This window comes from Streptomyces sp. NPDC091209, from assembly GCF_044757755.1.
GTDB lineage: Bacteria > Actinomycetota > Actinomycetes > Streptomycetales > Streptomycetaceae > Streptomyces.
This window is the reverse complement of the sequence record NZ_JBIVVR010000006.1, coordinates 484,832-505,033: the sequence shown is the minus strand read 5'-3', so window position 1 is coordinate 505,033 and position 20,202 is coordinate 484,832. Positions and strand designations below refer to the sequence as shown.

The window sequence follows — 20,202 nt, the reverse complement described above, 5'->3', positions numbered from 1 at the left end:
CCCTCTCAGCCGCCTGTTGACGTCACACCCCTCCACCCGTGCCGGGCGCGCGCCGTTGCGTATCCCCGCACTTCCCATTCAGCACCACAACTGACCGTTCTGGGAACGGATTTGGCCCACTGACTACCTGACCATGCCGAGAATATCCCCTTGTGTGACTGATTCTGGATCACTGAAGGAGCACAGGGGATCGAACGTACGACGTACATGCGAACGGTGCCTGGTCAGGAGGATCACCTGCCCAAGCACCGTTCGAGTGGACCCACGAGAGACCGCGCGTCACGCCGGTCAATTTATGTCACAGGCGTCGGGGGCGCCCGGCGAGGCGGTGGCTCAGCCGTTCGCCACGGTCTCGTAGCGGGGCTCGTTCTCGGCCATCTGCCGCAGCGCGTCCTTGCGGTCGCGCTTGGAGAGCCGGTCGATGTACAGGTAGCCGTACAGGTGGTCCGTCTCGTGCTGGAGGCAGCGTGCGAAGTAGCCCGTACCCCGCACCCTGACCGGGTTGCCCTTCTCGTCCTGCCCGGTGACCTCGGCGTAGTCGGGGCGGGCCAGTGGCGCGTAGGCGGTCGGCACGGAGAGGCAGCCCTCGTTGCTCTCGTCCAACTGGCGCCGTTCGGCGGGCAGGTCGACCAGCTTGGGGTTGCACACCACGCCCACGTGCCGGTCGCCCTGGTCGTCCTGGCAGTCGTAGACGAAGACCTTCAGGTCGACGCCGATCTGGTTGGCGGCCAGGCCCACGCCCTCGGCGGTGCGCTGGCTGGCGAACATGTCCGCGACCAGCCGGCCCAGCTCGTCGCCGAAGTCGGTGACGTCCTTGCACTCCTTGTGCAGCACCGGGTTCCCGACCACCGTGATCGGCCGCGAGGCACCGCGCTCGCGGTAGGCCGCCTCACGCTCCTCGGTGTCCTCGGTGTCGATGACGAACCCGTCGTCGTCCACGGGGAGCACGCCCACGTGCTGCTGATCGGTGTCCTGCTGCGCCATGACGACGTACGCCTTCCTCAGACCTTTGAACTTTCTGCCACTACAGCCTAAAGGGGCGCTCAGCAGACCTCTTCCAGATCCCGCCAGTCACGGGAGTCCGGGCTGTCGGCGACCCAGCCGTCGAGCAGGCCGCGCACCAGCGAGGCGGGCGCCGCGAGCCCGCACTCCCGCTCGGGCACCCACAACTGTCCGTCGGTGCGATGCCCGAGCGGACCCGGGTGCCCCGGCTCGCTGTGGTCGTGCGGGTCGAGGTGTTCCTCGTCGCCCTCGTCGGACGGCATCCGGGACTCGGAGCACATCCGGCACAGCAGCCGTACGGACGACGACCAGTCCTCCGCGGCGAAGCCGGCGTCGGCGGCGAGCTGCTCCAGCGCGTCCCGGTCGCCCTCGGTGGCCGCCTCCAGCAGGACGACCCAGGTGGGCACCGGCGAAGGGGCCCACAGCTCGATCTCGTCGAAGACCGGGTAGGCGTGCCCGGCGGCGGTGGTCCGCTCACCGTGCGGAACGCCGTCGTGCAGCACGACCTCGCCCCAGCGGCGTCCGGAGGACGGCAGCGGGATCGACAGCACCTCGATGCGGGCCGGGTCCAGCCGGCGCCCCCACACCACTTCGGCCTCGCCCTCGGGCGACAGCCGGACGGCCGCGCTGCCGAGGTCCATGCCCGCCGGCTCACCGGAGACGGCGGCGCCGCCGGGCACCCGCAGCCCGTACGCCTGCCAGGAACGGCGGGCCAGCGGCCAGTCCTGCAGGGCGGTGGCGGCGATTCCGACGTTCCACCAGTCGGGTGCGCCGGTCTCCCGGTCGAGCAGGGCGACGGCCCGCAGACCCGCGGCCCGCGCCTGCTCCCAGTCGTGCCGGAACTTGTGCAGCAGGGCCAGGTTGAACCAGGACTCGGACAGCCAGGGCTCCAGGTCCGCGGCGCGGGTGAGCAGCGCTCCCGCGTCCTCGTACCGGCCGTCGCCGATCAGCGTGAACGCACGGTCGGTGGCCTGCCGCCATGAGGCGGAGGGCCGGTGTCGTCCCTTGCCGAAGATCCTCACGATTCCCGCCTGCCAGTTTTTTGCGCTTCCCGCCTGCCGGTCGTTCGAAGAGTTCCTTGAAGGCAGTGCGGCCCCGGGCCGGCCCGTGCCCCCTGGCACCCTCTTCCTCGCATCCAACCACGTACCTTCGGACGACCGCTCATTACCCATGGGTTACCCAGCCCAGGGCAGGGTCAGACCGGGTCGGGACAGGACCCGGGCCAGCGACTCCACGACCTCGGGCTGGTAGTCGCGGGCGGTGGCCAGCCGCAGCTTCTCCAGGGCGGTCAGCGGCCCTGTGGCCCCTGCTTCCCGGGCCATCTCCTCGTATGCGTTGACGGTCCGGACGATGCGCGCGGTGACGGGCTGGTCCCGGTAGGGGTCCGCCTGCCGCTCCACCACCACGGCGACCTCGGCGTCCACGCCGGTCTGCCGGACGACGGCGCCGCCGAGCAGCGCGATCCGCCGCTGCTCGTCCGCCGGGAGCGCGGCGGTGGCGCCGGCCGGTACCGGGTCGACCAGGCTGAGCTGCCCGATGTCGTGCATCAGCGCCGCGTACTCGAGGACGGTGAGGTCGGGCTCGGACAGGCCCAGCTCACGGCCGACGGCCCGGCTGAGGGCGGCCACCCGCCGGGCGTGCCCGGCCGGTGTGTACCCGGCGATCTCGGTCGCGCGCGCGAGCGAGGCGATCGTCTGCCGGTAGGTGACCCGCACGGCCGCGTACCGCCCGAAGGAGAGCTGGGTGAGCAGCAGCGGCAGCGAGAAGACGGGCAGCGCCCACAGTCCGACCACCGCGACCGCGAGCGACATGACGGCCCCGGTCGCGCACACGGCCGAACCGATCCCGAGGGTGGCCCGCAGTTCGTCGCGCAGCAGCGGCCCGAACGGCCAGCGGGTCCGCGCGTGGGCCGTCGCGGCCGCGAGCACGGCGTCGCACAGGGTGGTGAGGACCAGCAGCGCGACAAGCAGCAGGGCCTGGGCGGGGCCGCCCCACTCCAGCAACCTGCCCTGGTCGTAGAGGGGTTGGAAGCAGACGGCGGCGAAGGCGACGGTGAGGACGCGGCGGGCGAGGTGGTCCGGCGTCGGTCCGTGTCCCTGTGCCACGTGCGGAACGCAGCCGATCAGCGCCGCCGCCACGACGACGGCGACGACCTGGAGGACGCCGTGGCCGGTGCGGTGCCCGGCGTTCTCGCCGAGCAGCGCGTACGCCAGGGCTCCGGCCGCTCCGAGAGGCGCGGACTCCCGCTCCTCGGCCCCGCTCCACCGGGCGAGCTCGCCGACGGCGATGAGAACGCCGAAGGCCAGCGCCGTACCGCGTTCGTCGATTCCGTCCCAGAGGGTGACGCCGAGGGCGAGGAGCGCGACGAGCAGGGCGGCGGAGCGCACCGCGGTGAGCGTGGCCGGGACTCTCCCGGCCGACGGGAGACGGGCGGAACGGTCGGAACGGGCGGGGACTCCGCGCCGCGGGGTGGCGGTGCTCATGGCGCCTTCCGCCCGACGGTGCCGGACGGATACGCGGGCGGCAGTCCCTGTAAGGGCGTCGGCGCCAGGTCCGCGGTCACCGCGGGATGCCAGCCGTGCCGGCCGAGCGCCCGCGTCAGCGCCCGCACCATCCGGGGGTCGAACTGGACCCCGGCGCACCGCGCCAGTTCCTCCAGAGCCGCCGGCACCGGGCGGGCCCTGCGGTAGGACCGGGTCGACGTCATGGCGTCGAACGCGTCGGCGACGGCCACCACGCGGGCGAACTCCGGGATCTGCGACCCGGTCAGCCCGTACGGATATCCGCTCCCGTCCAGCCGCTCGTGGTGGTGCAGGATCGCCGAGCGGGCCTCGCCGAGGAACCCGATTCCGCGGACCATCTCGTGCCCGTACTCGGGATGCAGTTCGATGATCCGCCGTTCCTCGGGGGTCAGCGGTCCGTCCTTGCGCAGCAGCCGCGTGGGGACGCCGAGTTTGCCGACGTCGTGCAGGATGCCGGCGAACCGGAGCACCTCGACGCGCTCGTCGTGCATGCCCAGTTCCCTGGCGATCATCACGGACGCCTGGCCGACCCGCTCGCTGTGCCCGCGGGTGTAGCCGTCCTTGATGTCGACGGCCTGGACGAGGGCGCGGATGGTGGCCTGGTGGGCGGCCCGTTCGCGGTGGTACTGGGCGAAGACCCAGCAGGACACGTACATCGGCAGCAGGACGAGGAGCGCGGCGACGGGCCCGTACGGGCTGCGCCACAGCACCGCCATCATCAGTCCGGCGAGACCGTGCACGGCGACGGGTGCCAGCGAGCGCGCGAAGAGGCCGTGCCAGGCACCGCGCGGCGGCACGCGCTCGGCCAGGGCCAGGATCCCGCCGTCGAGGACGCCGAGCACGGCGCAGAAGGTGAGCACCGCGGCCCCGGCGGGCACCAGCGCGTAGGGGAAGTCGGGGGTGACCAGCGCGTCCCGGCCGCCGAGTCCCCCGTACACCCGGGAGGCGGTCCAGACGGCGACGGCGAGCTGGGCCGCGCGCCAGATCCGGCGCGGACCGCGCGGGCGCTGTTCGACCCGGGCGAGCAGGGCCCCGGGCAGCGCGACGAGGGCGGCGGCGGGCGGCGGAAGCAGAAAGGCCCCGGCCAGCAGGACAGGGAGGAAGGTGCCCATCCCCTGGGTGGTCTCGCCGCCGGGCGCGCCGGTGCCGCGCGGCCGGGGCGGCAGCGTGACGCGCTCGCAGCCCGCGTACAGCACGGCGAGCAGCGCGACGATCCCCCAGGGAACGCGGAGGTGCGGCAGAGGGGCGAGGCAGGCGACAGCCATGAGGACGACACAGGCCACGTACGCACGGGCCCACGCCGGAACCGAACCCATCTCCCCGTACCTCCCCCGTACCTCCCCTGATCTCAGGCTCGGAGCCTAGGACGGGAGGAAGGGGGCGGGGACGGGTATGAACGAATCCGCGGGCACCGAGCCCGCGGATTAGCACGTTCGGGTGATAAACGGAGTGTCTTCGCCGGAGACCGGCCCTCGCGCCGGAGGGCTGAGGAGCGCCGGGGAGCACCTTGGGCCGGGAGTCAGGACTCCTGGGCCGTCGCGGTCACATCGTGCTCGGGCACGGCCTGTCCGGAGCGGATCAGATCGATGCGGCCCATGACCTTGGCCCGCAGATCGGTGGGCACGTCGTCATGGCCGCAGCACCGCTTGACCAGCTTCTTGACGGCCTGTTCGAGGCCGTACTTCTCCAGGCACGGGGAGCACTCCTCGAAGTGGACCTCGAACTTGGTGCAGTCCGCGTCCGGCATCTCATGATCGAGGAACTCGTAGAGATGATCGAGTACCTCACTGCAATCCGTCTCGTGCGGCTCTCCGCAGCTCATGAGCCCGAGCCTTTCGCTTCGTTCGACTCTCCGGCGCCGGCGGGAACCAGCCCGCGGTCACGGGCGTAGTCCTCCAGCATGCCGCGCAGTTGGCGACGCCCCCGGTGCAGCCGGGACATCACCGTTCCGATGGGTGTCCCCATGATGTCCGCGATCTCCTTGTACGCAAAGCCTTCTACGTCCGCGAGATAGACGGCGATGCGGAATTCCTCGGGGATCGCCTGCAGCGCTTCCTTGACGTCCGAGTCGGGCAGGTGGTCGAGCGCCTGCGACTCGGCGGAACGCAGTCCCGTCGACATGTGCGACTCGGCACGCGCGAGCTGCCAGTCCTCGATCTCCTCGGCCGCGCTGCGCTGGGGTTCGCGCTGCTTCTTGCGGTACGAGTTGATGAAGGTGTTGGTGAGAATGCGGTACAGCCACGCCTTGAGGTTGGTGCCCTCGCGGAACTGGTGGAAGGACGCGTACGCCTTGGCGTACGTCTCCTGCACCAGGTCCTCGGCGTCGGCCGGGTTGCGCGTCATGCGCAGGGCGGCCGAGTACATCTGGTCGAGGAATTCGAGCGCGTCCCGCTCGAAGCGCGCGGTGCGCTCGGCGGATGTTTCCGCCGACGCCTCGCTCGTGCCCTGGCCCTCGGGCTGCTCCGCCTGGCCGTTTTCGGTCCCTGCGTCGGTCCCAGTGACCGGACCCACCTCCTCCAGCGACGTAGCGAGACCGAGACCGGTCCCACTGGAATCGGAGGATAGACGACCTTCGGTCGGGGAGGGATGTACTTCTTGTCCGCCCGCCGCCCGAATCGGGGCGTTCTTGCCCGCGTGCAGCACCGTCCAGTCCAGGTCAGCGCGGCTGCTGCGGCTCGGGCAGAAGATCGAACCCATGCGGCGGACTTCCTCTCGTACGAACAGTGCAGCACTCTCCGTGCTGTCTGCTCGGCACAACAGAAGTCCGTCACTCTGCATTCCCGCGTGTCACCCGAGTGACGCGGCCCACCGCACGACGCCGTCGGTGACGACCTTCAGCGCCTCCTCCTGGCCGAGCGGAGCCCGCTTCGGAACGGCGAAGCCGTGATCTCCGTAGGGCACTTCGACCAGTTCGTACGAGCCCGGCGGGAACTCCTCGGGCTTCCCGAACGGGTCGTTGCCGCCCTGGACGACGAGCGTGGGCACCCCCGCGCCGAGCAGCTCGTGAGCGCGGGACTTCTCCGGCTTTCCCGGCGGGTGCAGCGGGAAGCTCAGCGCGAGGACGGCGGCGGCACCGAGTTCGGTCGCGGTCCGGCAGGCGACGCGGGCACCGGCGCTCCGGCCGCCGGAGACGACGGGCAGTCCGGGCCTCGCCAGCGCCGGCCACACCCCCCGCCAGCCCACGTCCAGCGTCTTCGGCGCCGGGGCGACCTTCTTCCCGGCGACCCGCCAGGGCTGTTCGACGAGCGCGACGCTCACGCCGTGCGGGGGCAGTGCCTCGGCGAGCGCCATCAGGTCCCGGGCCCCGATACCGCCGCCCGCGCCATGGCTGACGGCGAGGACGAGCCGCGCCTTCGCCGCCCGGTGCCAGGTGACACGGGCCGTTCCGGCGTCGGTCTCGATGGTCTCGCTCGCGCTGCTGATCTCTGTCACGTCAGAAGAGTGTGCCCTCCTCGGGCCCGGCCAGCTCCTTCAGCAGCTCCGCTCCGTTGTTGCGGACGTTGCTGACCATGGTGGAGACGGGGTACGCGCGCATGAGTCCGGTCGGCGGGGGCGCGAGCAGGTCACGGAGTTCGCCGGGGTCCGTGCGGGACGGGTCGAGCCAGTGGTCCCAGCGGTCGGGGGTGAGCATCAGGGGCATCCGGGGATGGATGTCGGCCAGCACGGTCGGGCCCTCGGCGGGGGCCACCGCCAGCGGTGCCGTCTCCGCCTCGGTCGTGATGACCGAGCACGTCACCCACCAGGCCAGCGGATGCTCGTCCGGCAGCGTCCGGTCCCGCCAGAACTCGTACAGTCCCGCCATCGCGAAGACCGAGCCGTCCGCGGGCGTCACGAAGTACGGCTGCTTGCGCGGCCGCTTCTTCCTGCCCTCGACCTCCAGTTCGCGTTCGGCGCTGCCGGTGACCCACTCGTAGTAGCCGTCGGCGGGGACGATGCAACGGCGGGCGGCGAAGGCGCGGCGGTACGAGGGCTTCTCGTGCACCGTCTCCGCGCGCGCGTTGATCATCCTGGCGGCGCCCTCGGGGGTCTTGGCCCAGGACGGGACGAGTCCCCACTTGAGCCTGCGGAGCTGGCGAACCGGCCTCGGGCTGTCCGCGTCCTTCACAGGGCGGTCGAGGACGACGTAGACCTCTTTGGTCGGGGCCACGTTGTAGTCCGGGGCCAGGGTCTCCTCGGGATCCCGGTCCCACTGCTCGATCTCAAAGACTCCTGCGAGATCCTCGGGTCCACGACTGGCCGCATACCGTCCGCACATACGTGCAACACTGCCAGATTCCGCGTCACAAAAGGGAGCCACCGCCGACAATGGACAGCACCGCCTCCTCCTCGCTGGCCTCGCTCACCTCCCTCTGGGACCAGGTGTCCGGCACGCAGCCGGACCCCGACCTGTGGGTGGTGATCGCCACCATGGTCGCGGCCCTCGCGGCGATCGTCCCGCACGGCGTCTGGCGCGTCTCCCGCAACACCATCACCATCGCGCACGAGGGCGGCCACGGCCTGGTCGCCCTGCTCACCGGGCGCAGCCTCAGCGGCATCCGGCTGCACTCCGACACCAGCGGTCTCACGGTCAGCCGCGGCAAGCCGACCGGCCTCGGCATGATCCTGACGGCGGCGGCGGGCTACACCGCTCCGCCGCTGCTCGGCCTCGGCGGCGCCGCGCTGCTCGGCGCAGGCCGCATCACCCTGCTGCTGTGGGTGGCCACGGCCCTGCTGATAGCCATGCTGGTGATGATCCGCAACGCGTACGGCGCGCTCACCGTGATCCTCACCGGCGGCACCTTCCTCGTGGTGTCCTGGCTCACCGGACCCCAGGTGCAGGCCGCGTTCGCGTACGCCGTGGTGTGGTTCCTGCTCCTCGGCGGCGTCCGCCCGGCGTTCGAACTCCAGGCAAAGCGGATGCGGGGCGGCGCGGGCGACTCGGACGCGGACCAGCTCTCGCGGCTGACGCACGTACCGGCCGGGCTGTGGCTGTTCCTGTTCCACGCCGTGTCGCTGTGCTCGCTGATGGGCGGCGGGCGCTGGCTGCTGGGACTGTGAGCGGCGGACGTCGCCCGGAGGGCCGCTGAGCTGCGCCGCGACCGTCCGGCCGGTCCTCGGGCACCATGCGCCGGCTTCCCGGCCCGGGTGCCACCGGCGGTGACGGACCCGCGGCTGTCCGGCGCCCTGCCACTAAAGTGGGGCGCATGACCGTGAACCCCGCCCACACCGCCCTCTGGCCAGCCCCGCACGCAAGCGGAGCCGTCGACGCGACGGTTCACGTGCCGGGGTCCAAGTCGGTCACCAACCGCGCTCTCGTCCTCGCCGCGCTGGCCTCCGAGCCGGGCTGGCTGCGCCGCCCGCTGCGCTCCCGCGACACCCTGCTGATGGCCGGCGCGCTCCGCGCGATGGGCGTGGGCATCGAGGAGACGGTCGCCTCCAGCTCGACGGTCGCGGCGGGCCCCGACGCCTCGGGCGAGGCCTGGCGGATCATCCCCTCGGGCCTGCGCGGCCCGGCCACGGTCGACGTCGGCAACGCCGGCACGGTCATGCGCTTCCTGCCTCCCGTGGCCGCCCTCGCGGACGGCCCCATCCGTTTCGACGGCGACCCCCGCTCGTACGAGCGTCCGCTGCACGGCGTGATCGACGCGCTGCGCCTGCTCGGCGCCCGGATCGACGACGACGCCCGCGGCGCGCTGCCGCTGACGGTGCACGGCGGCGGTGCCCTGGACGGCGGCCCGGTGGAGATCGACGCGTCCTCGTCCTCGCAGTTCGTGTCCGCCCTGCTGCTCTCCGCCCCGCGCTTCAACCAGGGCGTCGAGGTCCGCCACACCGGCTCGACGCTCCCGTCGATGCCGCACATCCGGATGACCGTGGACATGCTGCGCGCCGTCGGCGCCCAGGTGGACACCCCGGAGTCGGGCGGCGAGCCGAACGTCTGGCGGGTGACGCCGGGCGCCCTGCTCGGCCGCGACCTGATCATCGAGCCCGACCTGTCGAACGCCCAGCCGTTCCTCGCGGCGGCGCTGGTGACCGGTGGCACGGTCGTGATCCCCGACTGGCCGGCCCACACCACCCAGCCCGGCGACCGGCTGCGGGAGATCTTCACCGAGATGGGTGGTTCCTGCGAACTGACCGAGCGCGGCCTTGAGTTCACCGGTTCGGGTGCCGTCCACGGTATCGATGTGGACCTGGGCGAGGTCGGTGAGCTGACCCCGGGCATCGCGGCGGTCGCGGCTCTCGCCGACTCCCCCTCCACCCTGCGGGGCGTGGCCCATCTGCGGCTGCACGAGACGGACCGGCTGGCCGCGCTCACCAAGGAGATCAACGAACTCGGCGGCGACGTCACCGAGACCGCCGACGGCCTGCACATCCGGCCGCGCCGGCTGCACGGCGGCATCTTCCACACGTACGACGACCACCGCATGGCGACGGCCGGCGCGATCATCGGGCTGGCGGTGGAGGGCGTCCAGATCGAGAACGTGGCGACGACGGCGAAGACCCTGCCCGACTTCCCCGACCTGTGGACCGGGATGCTCGGGAACTGACGGGCGGATCTGGATCATGCGCCGTTACGGCAAGAACACCGACGAGGACGACATCCGCCAGCGCCCCAACCGCAAAGGCAACCGTCCGCGTACGAACATCCGCCCCAAACACGAGGAAGCCGTCTCCGGCATGGTCCTCACGGTCGACCGCGGCCGGCTGACCTGCCTGGTCGAGGACCGGGTCGTGATGGCGATGAAGGCCCGCGAACTGGGCCGCAAGGCCGCCGTGGTGGGCGACCGGGTCGCCATCGTCGGCGACCTGTCCGGCGAGAAGGACACCCTCGCCCGCATCGTCCGCATCGAGCCGCGCGGTTCGGTGCTGCGCCGCACGGCCGACGACGACGATCCGTACGAGCGCGTGGTCGTCGCCAACGCCGACCAGCTCGCCATCGTCACGGCCCTCGCCGACCCCGAACCGCGCCCCCGCCTGATCGACCGCTGTCTGGTGGCGGCCTTCGACGGCGGCCTGACCCCGCTCCTCGTGCTCACGAAGTCGGACCTGGCCCCGCCGGACAAGTTCCTTGAGCTGTACGGCGCGTTGGACATCCCGTACGTGGTGACCAGCCGCGAGGAACTGCGGAGCGAGGCCGTCGCCGACCGGGTGCGCGAGCAACTGGACGGCAGGATCACGGCGTTCGTCGGTCACTCGGGCGTCGGCAAGACGACCCTGGTGAACGCGCTCGTGCCGCCCGAGCAGCGCCGGACCACCGGTCACGTCAACGCGGTCACGGGCCGCGGCCGGCACACGACCACCTCGGCGCTGGCCCTGCCGCTGGCGGGAAGCGCCGGAGGCTGGCTCGTCGACACCCCGGGCGTCCGTTCCTTCGGCCTGAACCACGTCGATCCGTCCCGGGTCATCAACGCCTTCCCCGATCTCCAGCCCGGCACCGAGGGCTGCCCCCGCGCGTGCAGCCACGACGAACCGGACTGCGCGCTCGACCAGTGGGTGGCCGACGGCCACGCGGATCCGCAGCGGCTGTACTCGCTGCGCCGGCTGCTGGCCACGCGCGAGCGACGCGAGGGCGACTGACCTTCCCCGTGTTTGCGTGCGCCCGCCGTCGGTAAGGGCTTCTCCGGGTCGGTGAATGCATAATCGCACCGAGCCGGATCGGGCCAGCCGAAGCAGTCGACGTGCGGATGTGGGAGGACAAGACATGGCGTGGCTGCTGGTCGTTGTGGCGGGACTGCTCGAAACCGGCTTCGCCGTCTGCCTGAAGCTCTCGCACGGCTTCACCAGACTCTGGCCCACCGTGGCCTTCTGCGTCTTCGCCCTCGGCAGCTTCGGTCTCCTGACCCTCTCCCTGAGGAAGCTCGATGTCGGTCCGGCCTACGCGGTGTGGACCGGCATCGGCGCGGCCGGCACCGCCATCTACGGCATGATCTTCCTCGACGACCTGGTCTCCATCCTCAAGATCGTCTCGATCAGCCTGGTCATCATCGGTGTCATCGGACTCCAACTGTCGGGCTCGTCGCACTGAACACGCGCCCCTGAGTCCTGAGGCCGCCGCGCCCTTGAGCCCTGCGGACGACACGCCCGGGCCCTTCAGACCCCGAGCCGGTGGGACGATGCCAGCGCGGTCCTGACCAGCTCCGTGACACCGCCCCGGGCGGGCGGCGCGACGACCCACGACAGCGCGAGCCTGACCACCAGTTCGCAGGCCCGCGTGACCTCGGGGGTGTCCGCCCTGGACAGGGCGAGCGCGATGACCGCGCGGTCGCGGACCAGCGCCACGAAGTCGGCGGGCGAGGGCAACGGTCCGTCGGCCCGCCGCTGCGCGGGCACCGCGGACGACGAGGGTACGGCGGACAGCCCGGGCGAGGGCAGCCGCTCGCTCCAGCATCCGGTCAGCATCGCCCGCACCAGCGCGTTGCTGCGCGCCGCCGATGCGGTCCACTCGGCGGCCGCGACCAACCGCTCCCGCGCGTCCGTGTGAGCGGCCAGCGCCCGGTCGATCCCGGCGAGATAGGCGTCGGCCTCCCGCCGTACGAGGGCACGCGCGAGTCCCTCCTTGCTCCCGAACTCGTTGTAGAGCGTCTGGCGTGACACTCCGGCCACGGCGGCCACGTCGACCATCCGCACCGCGGACCACGCCCGGCGCGCGAGCGCCGTATAGGCAGCGTCCAAGAGGGATTCTCGCGCTGCGGGCATCATCGCCTCCCTGGGGCGAGCGGCTCTGCAGCCAGATTTGACGCGTACGGAAGCACTGTCAAGGGGTCGCGGCGGCCCCGAGGGGCGCACATCCGGACCCGCGCGCACCCGGGGCCGGACACGAGCCCCCACGACGGCCCCCCGACGAACCCGGGAACGGCACCGGTGGGGCGCCGTCCTGTGTAGCCCCGTCACGACACGGGCAGATACGGTTCACCCATGCCCGACTATCGCGATGACCTGCGCCTCGCCCATGTCCTGGCGGACGCCGCCGACGCCGCGACGATGGACCGGTTCAAGGCGCTCGACCTGAAGGTCGAGACCAAGCCGGACATGACACCGGTGAGCGAGGCGGACAAGGCCGCCGAGGAACTCATCCGCGGCCACCTCCAGCGGGCCAGGCCGCGCGACGCGATCCTCGGCGAGGAGTACGGCATCGAGGGAACGGGCCCGCGCCGCTGGGTCGTCGACCCGATCGACGGCACCAAGAACTACGTCCGCGGTGTGCCGGTGTGGGCCACGCTGATCTCCCTGATGGAGGTGGGCGAGGGCGGCTACCAGCCGGTCGTCGGCGTCGTGTCCGCCCCCGCGCTCGGCCGTCGCTGGTGGGCGGCGAAGGGCCACGGCGCCTTCAGCGGCCGCAGCCTGTCCTCCGCGACCCGCCTGCGCGTCTCCAGCGTCCCGCGGATGGCCGACGCGTCCTTCGCGTACTCGTCGCTGTCCGGCTGGGAGGACCAGGGCCGCCTGGACGGTTTCCTCGACCTCACGAAGGCGGTCTGGCGCACCCGCGGTTACGGCGACTTCTGGCCGTACATGATGGTCGCCGAGGGCTCGGTGGACATCTGCGCCGAACCCGAGCTGTCGCTCTGGGACATGGCGGCGAACGCGATCATCGTGACCGAGGCGGGCGGCTCCTTCACCGGCCTCGACGGGCGCCCCGGCCCGCACAGCGGCAACGCGGCCGCGTCGAACGGCCTCCTCCACGACGAGATGCTGGGCTACCTCAACCAGCGTTACTGAGCATGGTTCCTGAGCAGCCCCGGTCGGCCCGGGGCTGCTGAGCAACCCCCGGGCGCCCCCGAACTCACCGCACGCGCCCCCTTGTTGACCCTCTCTTTAACTGCGACTCTGAGAGCTCCCCCACTTGTGAACTTGTGAACCGCTTCTCTTTGCGCTCCGCTCGGGAGCCGGGGAGGCCGCGGCTCACCAAGGAGGTGGCTCCAGCCCATGCTCGTCCGCGACGCCATGAGCACGGTGGTCCTCACCATCGGCCCGGCACACACCCTCCGACAGGCGGCCCGTCTGATGTCCGCGCGGCACGTCGGCGCGGCGGTGGTCCTCGACGAGGACTCCTCCGGCCTCGGCATCCTCACCGAGCGCGACATCCTCAACTCCCTGGCCCTCGGCCAGAACCCGGACTCAGAGACCGCCGGCACCCACACCACCACCGACGTCGTCTTCGCGGCGCCCACCTGGACCTTGGAGGAGGCCGCGTCCGCGATGTCGCACGGCGGCTTCCGGCACCTGATCGTGCTCGACGGCAGCGGCCCGGTCGGCATCGTCTCGGTCCGCGACATCATCCGCCGCTGGGCGCCCGTCCGGCAGCACGTACCGGCCTGACCGCACGAGCGGGCCGGAACCCCCGGTGCGCCCCCGGGGGTTCCGGCCCACCACCCACCGCCCACAACAGACCTTCCGGTGTCGCACTCCCCGCGCACGGCACACGATAGACATGATCTAAGTCGAGTCGACTTCTAAAGTCACACCCATTCGGGATCTGGTTCACCGGCTGTTACGCTGACCTGTATGAGTGACCTGTTGGAACGACTGCGCGGACGTGGATGGCGGATGACCGCGCAGCGACGTGTCGTGGCCGAGGTCCTCGACGGCGACCACGTCCATCTGACGGCCGACGAGGTGCACGCCCGGGCCGTGGCCAAGCTGCCCGAGATCTCCCGGGCGACCGTCTACAACACGCTGGGTGAGCTCGTCTCGCTCGGCGAGGTGCTGGAAGTCGCCACGGACAAGCGCGCCAAGCGGTACGACCCGAACGCGCACCGTCCGCACCACCACCTGGTCTGCGCCCGGTGCGGCGCGATCCGCGACGTCCACCCGCTCGGCGACCCGCTCACCGACCTTCCCGACTCGGAGCGCTTCGGCTTCACGGTCTCGGACGTCGAGGTGACGTACCGGGGCGTCTGCCCGAACTGCGCGGCCGTACAGGCGTAGCAGGACACACCCGCACGCACCCGAGAGCCCCGGCACGCGAGACGCGCCGGGGCTCTTCGCACTCCCCGGCCGACGGGTCCGCAGTCACCTGCTCGCCGGTCGGCCGGGGAACGCACCGAGGGCCGGAACCCTTTCGGATTCCGGCCCTCGGACTTCAGTAGCGGGGACAGGATTTGAACCTGCGACCTCTGGGTTATGAGCCCAGCGAGCTACCGAGCTGCTCCACCCCGCGTCGATGAACTGAACAGTACGTCAACTCCGTGGCCAGCGCAAATCCCTTGATCTAGCGCTCCTGCGGCCGCTCTTCGCCCCCGGTCGACCAGTGCCGTTCGCCGGGGGAGACAGGACCCGGCCCGCCCGGACCGAAGCAGCTCCAGACCCCGGCCCACCCGGCCCGAGGCCGGGCCCACGGCAGGGAGGGTCCGGGCCGGGTCCGCGTGAGGTACACTCCGGGCCCGGCCGGGGTGTACCTCACGCGGACAGTTCCTCCCGCAAAGCGTCCCGCAGCCGCGCCGCCCGTTCGGAGACCTCCGCCGGTCCCAGCGACACCGCCCGGTCGGCCCACCGCTGCCCCTCCGCCAGCTCCCCGCGCCGCGCGTACACGAGCGCCAGCCGAAGCGCCGCCCGCCCGTGTCCCGCGTCGGCCGCGCGGGTCCACCACAGCGCCGCCTCCGGCTCGCTCCCCTCGCGGGCCAGCAGCAGCCCGAGATTGAACGCGCCGTTGCGCGACCCGGCCTCGGCGGCCTCGCGGTACCAGCGCGCCGCCTCCACCACGTCACCCCGCGCCGCGGCCAGCATCCCGACCCGCACCTGCGCGCGCCGGTGCCCCTGGGACGCCGCCCGCTCGTACCACTCCTCGCACTCGCTCTTCTCCTGCGCGGGCTCCCCGAGTTCGTGCGCGGGCGCCGGTGGCCGCCGGGCGTCGAGCACGGCGGCGAGCCGGTAGGCGGCCTCGGCGCTGCCCCCTCCCGCGGCGCACCGCAGATGCCGCTCGGCGGCCGGCTCGTCGCCCTCCCGCAGCCGTGCGATGCCCACCTGGAGCGCCGCCTCCGTGTGTCCGGCGGCGGCCGCCCGCTCGTACCACCGCAGCGCGGCGGCGTCCTCGCTGTCGGTGGCGCGCCCGGCGTGCAGGATGCCGAGGTTGAACGCGGCGTCCACGCTCCCTGCCTCCGCGGCCTTGGAGAACCACGGCTCGGCTCCGGCTGCGTCGCCGACCTGGAGCAGCAGGATCGCCAGGGCGTTCGCGGCCTCGCGGTGACCGGCATAGGCGGCCCTGCGGTACCACTGCTCGGCCTGCGCGGTGCGCCCCTGCTCGGCGCAGAGCAGTCCGAGGTTGTACGCGCCGTTCACATCACCCGCGTCCATCGCGGCCCGGTACCACCGCTCGGCGGTCTGCGTCTCACCGCGCTCGGCGTGCAGCGCGCCCAGCGCGTTGGCGGCGTTCCCGTCCCCGTCCTGTGCGGCGCGCAGCCACCAGACGGCGGCGCTCTCGGGGTCCCCGGCGTCGCGCAGCAGGAAGCCGAGGGCGCACGCCGCGCGCGCCTCCCCGTCCTTGGCGGACGTCAGATACCAGCGCCCGGCCTCCTTGAGATCGCCCCGTTTCTCCAGGATCGCCCCGAGATGCAGCGCGGCCCGGCGGTGCCCGCGCGCGGCGGCCTGCCGGTACCACTGCTCGGCGGCCTGCCCGGCGGCGCCGATGACACCGTTGTCGCCCACGGCCTCGCCCGAGTCCAGGGCCTTGCGGTCGAGCGTGCGCGCCAGCCGGTACGCGGCCTCCCGGTGCCCTCGCTCCGCCGCGGCCCGCATCCACTGTTCGGCGCCCACGTCGCTGCGGTGCTCCAGCAGATCGGCGAGGGCGTACGCACCCAGGGCGTGCCCCTGCTCGGCGGACTGGCGCAGCCAGTACTCCGCGGCGGGCTCGTCGCCGCGCTCGCGGTGGTGACGGCCGAGGGCGTGAGCGGCGGCCGCGCTGCCGGCGACGGCGGCGATCCGCCACCATCCGGCGGCCTCGTCGGCGTATCCGCGCTGGTACAGGAGGACACCCAGATTGTTGGCGGCCGCGCGGTCACCGGCCGAGGTGGCCGCGCGCAACTGGGGCTCGGCCGCGTCGAGATCACCGCGGCGCAGCAGCATGGCTCCGAGGACGCTCATCGCCTCGACGTCGCCGGCTTCGGCGGCCGACCACTGGCGCGCCTCCTCGGCAGCCTCGCCGGTTTCGTCCCGGTCGGAAGGCTGCGTGAGATCCGCAGGCTGCTCAAAGTCGGCAGGCTGCGCAAACCGCCCTGTATCCAACAGAGTTGCCTTGTCCCCCATAACGTCCATCGTCGCACCACCTGCAAACTGGGTACACCTGGTATACCGCAGCCAGTTAGGTCACTTCAGCGTTTTGTCGACATGCCCACAGAGAGACAAGTCAAACACAGATCGCCCAACTGCCCTCGCATGTCGCGGCACTTCACACGAGTCGCCAGGTCAACGGGTACACCCCGGCGTGGCGTCACACACGTCGAAGGCCCGGATCCATGAACTGGATCCGGGCCTTCGACTTCAGTAGCGGGGACAGGATTTGAACCTGCGACCTCTGGGTTATGAGCCCAGCGAGCTACCGAGCTGCTCCACCCCGCGCCGTTGTGTTGCAACCGTACCACGGCGCGGGGTGGGCTCCTGATCAGCCGCTTCCGGGGCTCTTTTCGCTGGTCGGGCTGCTGCTCGGGCTGCTGCTGGGAGTCGCGCCGGGACTGGCGGTCTTGCCGGCGCCCTTGTCGGCTGTCTTGCCGGCGCCGGGACTGCCGCCGGCCTTGTCCGCCTTGGCCTGCGCCTCCTCGGCCCGCTTCAGCGCGTCCTCAAGGTTCTTCTGCGCGTCGCCGTACGCCTTCCAGTCGCCCTTCTTGAGGGCTTCCTGACCCTGGTCGAAGGCCTTCTGCGCGTCACCGAGCGAGGCCTGGACCGTCGGGTTGCTCGACGTGGGCGGGTTCGTGGTGCTCTGGTCCGGCGGCACGGTCGAACTCTCCGCCCCGAAGACCTTGTTGAGCGCCTGGCCCAGCGTGTCCTCGAACGCGGTGCTGCCTCCGTAGGTCACCAACACCTTGCGCAGCAGCGGGTACTTGAGGTCGCCGCCGCGGACGTAGACCGGTTCCACGTAGAGCAGTCCGCCGTCGAGGGGCACGGTGAGCAGGTTGCCGTACTCGACCTCCGAGTCGCCGCCTCTGAGGAGTCTGATGGACTCGGCGATGGACGGCTCGGAGTTGAACTGGCTCTGCACCCGCTTGGGTCCGTCGACCGTTCTGCCGGTCGGCAGTTTCAGGATGCTGATCTTGCCGTAACCGGGTGTCCCCGCCTCGGCGTTGACCGAGACGAAGGCGCTCAGGTTGTCACGGCCGTTCGGTGTCATCGTCGTCGTCAGCGAGAACGCCTGCGACGTGTCCCCCGGCAGCTTCATGCTCAGGTAGTACGGCGGCACCGCGCTGCCCGAGTTGTTGGTCGGGTCGTCCGGGACCTGCCACACCTCGCTGCCGCTCAGGAACGTCTGGGCGTCCTTCACGTGATAGCGGGTGAGCAGTTCGCGCTGGACCTTGAACAGGTCCTGCGGATACCGCAGATGAGCCATCAGCTCCGGCGAGATCGACTTCTTCGTCTGCACCGTGTCCGGGAAGGCCTTCATCCAGGTCTTCAGGACCGGGTCCTCGGTGTCCCACTGATAGAGCTTGACCGCGCCGGTGTACGCGTCGACGGTCGCCTTCACCGAGTTGCGGATGTAGTTGACCTGGTTCTGCTGGGCCACCACCGCGCGCTGGTTGTTGGCCGCGGTCAGCGAGTCCGCCGTGGTGTCGCCGAGCGTGGTGCGCGAGGCGTACGGATAGCCGTTGGTGGTGGTGTACGCGTCGACGATCCACTGGATCTTCCCGTCGACGACCGCCGGATAGGCGTCACCGTCGATGGTCAGCCAGGGGGCCACCGCCTCGACCCGCTCCTTGGGCGTGCGGTTGTAGAGAATCCGCGAACCCTCACCGATCGCACCCGAGTAGAGGATCTGCGGCTCGCCGAACGCCACCGCGTACGCGGCCCGGTTGACCGGACTGGCGAGGCTGACCCCGCTCTTGCCCTTGTAGCTGGTGGTCCTCTCGCCGCTGTCGTCGGAGTAGTCGATCTCCTTCTGGGGACCGCCGACGATCGAGTACTGGGTGGTCTTCTCGCCGTAGTAGATCTGCTGCTGGTACGCGCCCAGGTCGCCCGTGGACGGCAGGTTGTACTCGGTGAAGACCGGGCGGCCCTCGCTGTCGGCCGTGGTGCCCTTGGCCGCGACGACGCCGTATCCGTGCGTGTACCGGAAGTGGTCGTTGATCCAGTTGTTCTTCGGGATGCCCGCGAGGTTCAGCTCGCGCAGACCGAGGACCGTGTCCTGTTCCTTGCCGTTCTTGCTGTACCGGTCGACGTCCAGGTTCGACGGGAAGCCGTAGTAGTTCCGCACCTGCTGGAGCTGCTGGAAGGTCGGCGACACGACGTTCGGGTCCATCAGCCGGACGCTCGCGACGGTGTCGGCGTCGTCACGGAGCTTGGACTTGTCCTTGGTGTCGCTCGCTCCCGGGTAGTCCTGCACATCGGTGCCGGCGATCCCGTACGCCTCGCGGGTCGCCTTGAGGTTCTTCTCGACGTACGGAGCTTCCTTGGCCTGCTCGTTGGGCTCGACCTGGAACTTCTGGACGATCGCCGGGTACAGCCCGCCGATGAGGATCGCCGAGAGCACCATCAGGCCGAAGCCGATCACGGGCAGCTGCCAGGTGCGCCGCCACAGCGTCGCGAAGAAGAGCAGCGCGCAGATGACGGCGATGCAGAACAGGATCGTCTTGGCGGGCAGATAGGCGTTCGCGTCGACGTACCTCAGGCCCGTCCAGTTGCCGGTCGCCTTGAAGTCACTGGACTTCACCGCGAGTCCGTACCGGTCGAGCCAGTAGGCGACCGCCTTCAGCGCGACGAACACGCCGAGGAGCACCGAGAGATGCCCGGTGGCGGCGGCCGTGGCACGCGCTCCCGGGCTGGTGACCCGCAGGCCGCCGTACAGGTAGTGCGTGAGCGCGGCGGCGATCAGCGACAGCACGGCCGCGGCGAAGCCGAAGCCGAGCAGGAAGCGGTACCAGGGCAGGTCGAAGGCGTAGAAGGAGACGTCGAGGTGGAACTGGGGGTCCGTCTGGTGGAAGGGCACTCCGTTCACCCACATCAGCCACGTGCGCCACTGGCCCGAGGCGGACGCGCCGGCGATCAGCCCCACCAGGGAGGTGACCGCGAGCAACAGCCACCGCTTGTAGGGCGCGATGCCCATGCGGTACCTGTCGAGGCTCTGCTGCTCCATCGACATGGCGCTCAGTGGCGGGCGCAGCCGGTGCGCCAGCCAGATGTTGAAGCCCACCGCGGCCGCCATCAGCAGACCGAAGACGAAGAAGAGCCCGATCTTGGTCCACAGTGTGGTGGTGAAGACCGACGAGTACTGAACCGAGCGGTACCAGAGCCATTCCGTCCAGAACCCCGCGAACATGACGAAAGCCATGGCCAGCACGGCCAGTACGCCCAGGGTCATGAGCAGGGTCCGGACACGCCGGGACGGCCGGCCCACTGTGATCCGTGGCCCCGTCGGGCCTCCGCCGCGGTCCGGCATCTGGAAAGCCAAGGTGCGCACCTCGAAGTCGCTGTCGATCCGTCAGGCCCCCATGTCGGTGGGCCGTCCGTAAGGCTCCGTGATCGAGGAGCCTCATCTATGCAACTTACTCACGCTTTACTCGGT

General features: G+C 71.1%; 18 protein-coding genes and 2 tRNA genes. 7 read left to right on the top strand and 13 right to left on the bottom strand.

Going from position 1 to position 20,202, the window contains the following annotated elements; translation table 11 throughout:
* Positions 1-333 precede the first annotated feature (333 nt).
* The 8 genes from def to ACIQRL_RS20465 form a co-directional block, all read right to left on the bottom strand.
* Complete coding sequence (gene def, locus ACIQRL_RS20500; protein ID WP_401333125.1) at positions 334-984, bottom strand: peptide deformylase; 651 nt, start codon at positions 982-984, stop codon at positions 334-336.
* A 59-nt stretch (positions 985-1,043) separates the two neighbouring features.
* Entirely contained in the window at positions 1,044-2,024 is a 981-nt protein-coding gene (locus tag ACIQRL_RS20495) for a tetratricopeptide repeat protein (RefSeq protein ID WP_401333123.1), read from the bottom strand.
* A 153-nt stretch (positions 2,025-2,177) separates the two neighbouring features.
* On the bottom strand, positions 2,178-3,485 hold the full coding sequence (locus ACIQRL_RS20490; protein WP_401333120.1) for an HD-GYP domain-containing protein: 1,308 nt from the start codon (positions 3,483-3,485) through the stop codon (positions 2,178-2,180).
* Positions 3,482-4,840: an HD-GYP domain-containing protein gene (locus ACIQRL_RS20485; RefSeq protein WP_401333118.1), complete on the bottom strand. Its 1,359-nt coding sequence runs from the start codon at positions 4,838-4,840 to the stop codon at positions 3,482-3,484. The genes ACIQRL_RS20490 and ACIQRL_RS20485 overlap by 4 nt, the downstream gene beginning before the upstream one ends.
* 203 nt (positions 4,841-5,043) lie before the next feature.
* Entirely contained in the window at positions 5,044-5,346 is a 303-nt protein-coding gene (gene rsrA, locus ACIQRL_RS20480) for a mycothiol system anti-sigma-R factor (RefSeq protein WP_328448430.1), read from the bottom strand.
* Positions 5,343-6,035 carry an RNA polymerase sigma factor SigR gene (gene sigR / locus ACIQRL_RS20475; RefSeq protein ID WP_401333114.1) on the bottom strand — a complete coding sequence of 231 codons (693 nt, stop codon included), beginning with the start codon at positions 6,033-6,035 and terminating at the stop codon, positions 5,343-5,345. The genes rsrA and sigR overlap by 4 nt, the downstream gene beginning before the upstream one ends.
* A gap of 276 nt (positions 6,036-6,311) precedes the next feature.
* Positions 6,312-6,956, bottom strand: a complete 645-nt coding sequence (locus ACIQRL_RS20470; protein ID WP_401333111.1) for an alpha/beta family hydrolase — start codon at positions 6,954-6,956, stop codon at positions 6,312-6,314.
* 1 nt (position 6,957) lies between these two features.
* Positions 6,958-7,779: an SOS response-associated peptidase gene (locus ACIQRL_RS20465; RefSeq protein ID WP_401333109.1), complete on the bottom strand. Its 822-nt coding sequence runs from the start codon at positions 7,777-7,779 to the stop codon at positions 6,958-6,960.
* Positions 7,780-7,829: 50 nt separating this feature from the next.
* Between ACIQRL_RS20465 and ACIQRL_RS20460 the strand changes: the two genes are divergently transcribed.
* The 4 genes from ACIQRL_RS20460 to ACIQRL_RS20445 all read left to right on the top strand — a co-directional run bounded on the left by ACIQRL_RS20460 (position 7,830) and on the right by ACIQRL_RS20445 (position 11,526).
* Positions 7,830-8,561, top strand: coding sequence for a M50 family metallopeptidase (locus tag ACIQRL_RS20460; RefSeq protein WP_401333107.1), 732 nt, complete (start codon positions 7,830-7,832; stop codon positions 8,559-8,561).
* Positions 8,562-8,707: 146 nt separating this feature from the next.
* Positions 8,708-10,048 carry a 3-phosphoshikimate 1-carboxyvinyltransferase gene (gene aroA / locus ACIQRL_RS20455; protein WP_365733867.1) on the top strand — a complete coding sequence of 447 codons (1,341 nt, stop codon included), beginning with the start codon at positions 8,708-8,710 and terminating at the stop codon, positions 10,046-10,048.
* A gap of 16 nt (positions 10,049-10,064) precedes the next feature.
* On the top strand, positions 10,065-11,078 hold the full coding sequence (gene rsgA / locus ACIQRL_RS20450) for a ribosome small subunit-dependent GTPase A (protein WP_261707996.1): 1,014 nt from the start codon (positions 10,065-10,067) through the stop codon (positions 11,076-11,078).
* 124 nt (positions 11,079-11,202) lie between these two features.
* On the top strand, positions 11,203-11,526 hold the full coding sequence (locus ACIQRL_RS20445) for a DMT family transporter (protein WP_401333104.1): 324 nt from the start codon (positions 11,203-11,205) through the stop codon (positions 11,524-11,526).
* 65 nt (positions 11,527-11,591) lie between these two features.
* Here the strand turns inward: ACIQRL_RS20445 and ACIQRL_RS20440 are convergent, their stop codons facing one another.
* Entirely contained in the window at positions 11,592-12,200 is a 609-nt protein-coding gene (locus ACIQRL_RS20440) for a TetR/AcrR family transcriptional regulator (protein WP_401333101.1), read from the bottom strand.
* Between the two features lie 216 nt (positions 12,201-12,416).
* On the opposite strand from ACIQRL_RS20440, the gene hisN reads away from it, so the two are divergent.
* The 3 genes from hisN to ACIQRL_RS20425 all read left to right on the top strand — a co-directional run bounded on the left by hisN (position 12,417) and on the right by ACIQRL_RS20425 (position 14,426).
* On the top strand, positions 12,417-13,217 hold the full coding sequence (gene hisN, locus ACIQRL_RS20435; RefSeq protein WP_401333099.1) for a histidinol-phosphatase: 801 nt from the start codon (positions 12,417-12,419) through the stop codon (positions 13,215-13,217).
* 207 nt (positions 13,218-13,424) lie between these two features.
* Positions 13,425-13,817 (top strand): cyclic nucleotide-binding/CBS domain-containing protein, encoded by a 393-nt coding sequence (locus tag ACIQRL_RS20430; RefSeq protein ID WP_401333096.1) that lies wholly within the window; start codon positions 13,425-13,427, stop codon positions 13,815-13,817.
* Between the two features lie 186 nt (positions 13,818-14,003).
* Positions 14,004-14,426: a Fur family transcriptional regulator gene (locus ACIQRL_RS20425; RefSeq protein WP_365875823.1), complete on the top strand. Its 423-nt coding sequence runs from the start codon at positions 14,004-14,006 to the stop codon at positions 14,424-14,426.
* 158 nt (positions 14,427-14,584) lie between these two features.
* Here the strand turns inward: ACIQRL_RS20425 and ACIQRL_RS20420 are convergent.
* From ACIQRL_RS20420 to ACIQRL_RS20405, 4 genes are all read right to left on the bottom strand, one after another.
* Positions 14,585-14,658 (bottom strand) — tRNA-Met (locus tag ACIQRL_RS20420).
* A gap of 239 nt (positions 14,659-14,897) precedes the next feature.
* Positions 14,898-16,748, bottom strand: a complete 1,851-nt coding sequence (locus ACIQRL_RS20415) for a sel1 repeat family protein (protein WP_401333094.1) — start codon at positions 16,746-16,748, stop codon at positions 14,898-14,900.
* 229 nt (positions 16,749-16,977) lie between these two features.
* A tRNA-Met gene (locus ACIQRL_RS20410) sits at positions 16,978-17,051 on the bottom strand.
* A 43-nt stretch (positions 17,052-17,094) separates the two neighbouring features.
* Entirely contained in the window at positions 17,095-20,076 is a 2,982-nt protein-coding gene (locus ACIQRL_RS20405; protein ID WP_401333394.1) for a UPF0182 family protein, read from the bottom strand.
* Positions 20,077-20,202: the final 126 nt, after the last annotated feature.

Bases quoted from the DNA above. Each gene is read 5' to 3' on its own strand.
- def (WP_401333125.1), bottom strand. From the start codon at position 984: ATGGCGCAGCAGGACACCGATCAGCAGCACGTGGGCGTGCTCCCCGTG.
- ACIQRL_RS20490 (WP_401333120.1), bottom strand. From the start codon at position 3,485: ATGAGCACCGCCACCCCGCGGCGCGGAGTCCCCGCCCGTTCCGACCGT.
- ACIQRL_RS20485 (WP_401333118.1), bottom strand. From the start codon at position 4,840: ATGGGTTCGGTTCCGGCGTGGGCCCGTGCGTACGTGGCCTGTGTCGTC.
- rsrA (WP_328448430.1), bottom strand. From the start codon at position 5,346: ATGAGCTGCGGAGAGCCGCACGAGACGGATTGCAGTGAGGTACTCGAT.
- ACIQRL_RS20465 (WP_401333109.1), bottom strand. From the start codon at position 7,779: ATGTGCGGACGGTATGCGGCCAGTCGTGGACCCGAGGATCTCGCAGGA.
- ACIQRL_RS20460 (WP_401333107.1), top strand. From the start codon at position 7,830: ATGGACAGCACCGCCTCCTCCTCGCTGGCCTCGCTCACCTCCCTCTGG.
- aroA (WP_365733867.1), top strand. From the start codon at position 8,708: ATGACCGTGAACCCCGCCCACACCGCCCTCTGGCCAGCCCCGCACGCA.
- rsgA (WP_261707996.1), top strand. From the start codon at position 10,065: ATGCGCCGTTACGGCAAGAACACCGACGAGGACGACATCCGCCAGCGC.
- ACIQRL_RS20445 (WP_401333104.1), top strand. From the start codon at position 11,203: ATGGCGTGGCTGCTGGTCGTTGTGGCGGGACTGCTCGAAACCGGCTTC.
- ACIQRL_RS20440 (WP_401333101.1), bottom strand. From the start codon at position 12,200: ATGATGCCCGCAGCGCGAGAATCCCTCTTGGACGCTGCCTATACGGCG.
- hisN (WP_401333099.1), top strand. From the start codon at position 12,417: ATGCCCGACTATCGCGATGACCTGCGCCTCGCCCATGTCCTGGCGGAC.
- ACIQRL_RS20430 (WP_401333096.1), top strand. From the start codon at position 13,425: ATGCTCGTCCGCGACGCCATGAGCACGGTGGTCCTCACCATCGGCCCG.
- ACIQRL_RS20425 (WP_365875823.1), top strand. From the start codon at position 14,004: ATGAGTGACCTGTTGGAACGACTGCGCGGACGTGGATGGCGGATGACC.
- ACIQRL_RS20415 (WP_401333094.1), bottom strand. From the start codon at position 16,748: ATGGACGTTATGGGGGACAAGGCAACTCTGTTGGATACAGGGCGGTTT.
- ACIQRL_RS20405 (WP_401333394.1), bottom strand. From the start codon at position 20,076: ATGCCGGACCGCGGCGGAGGCCCGACGGGGCCACGGATCACAGTGGGC.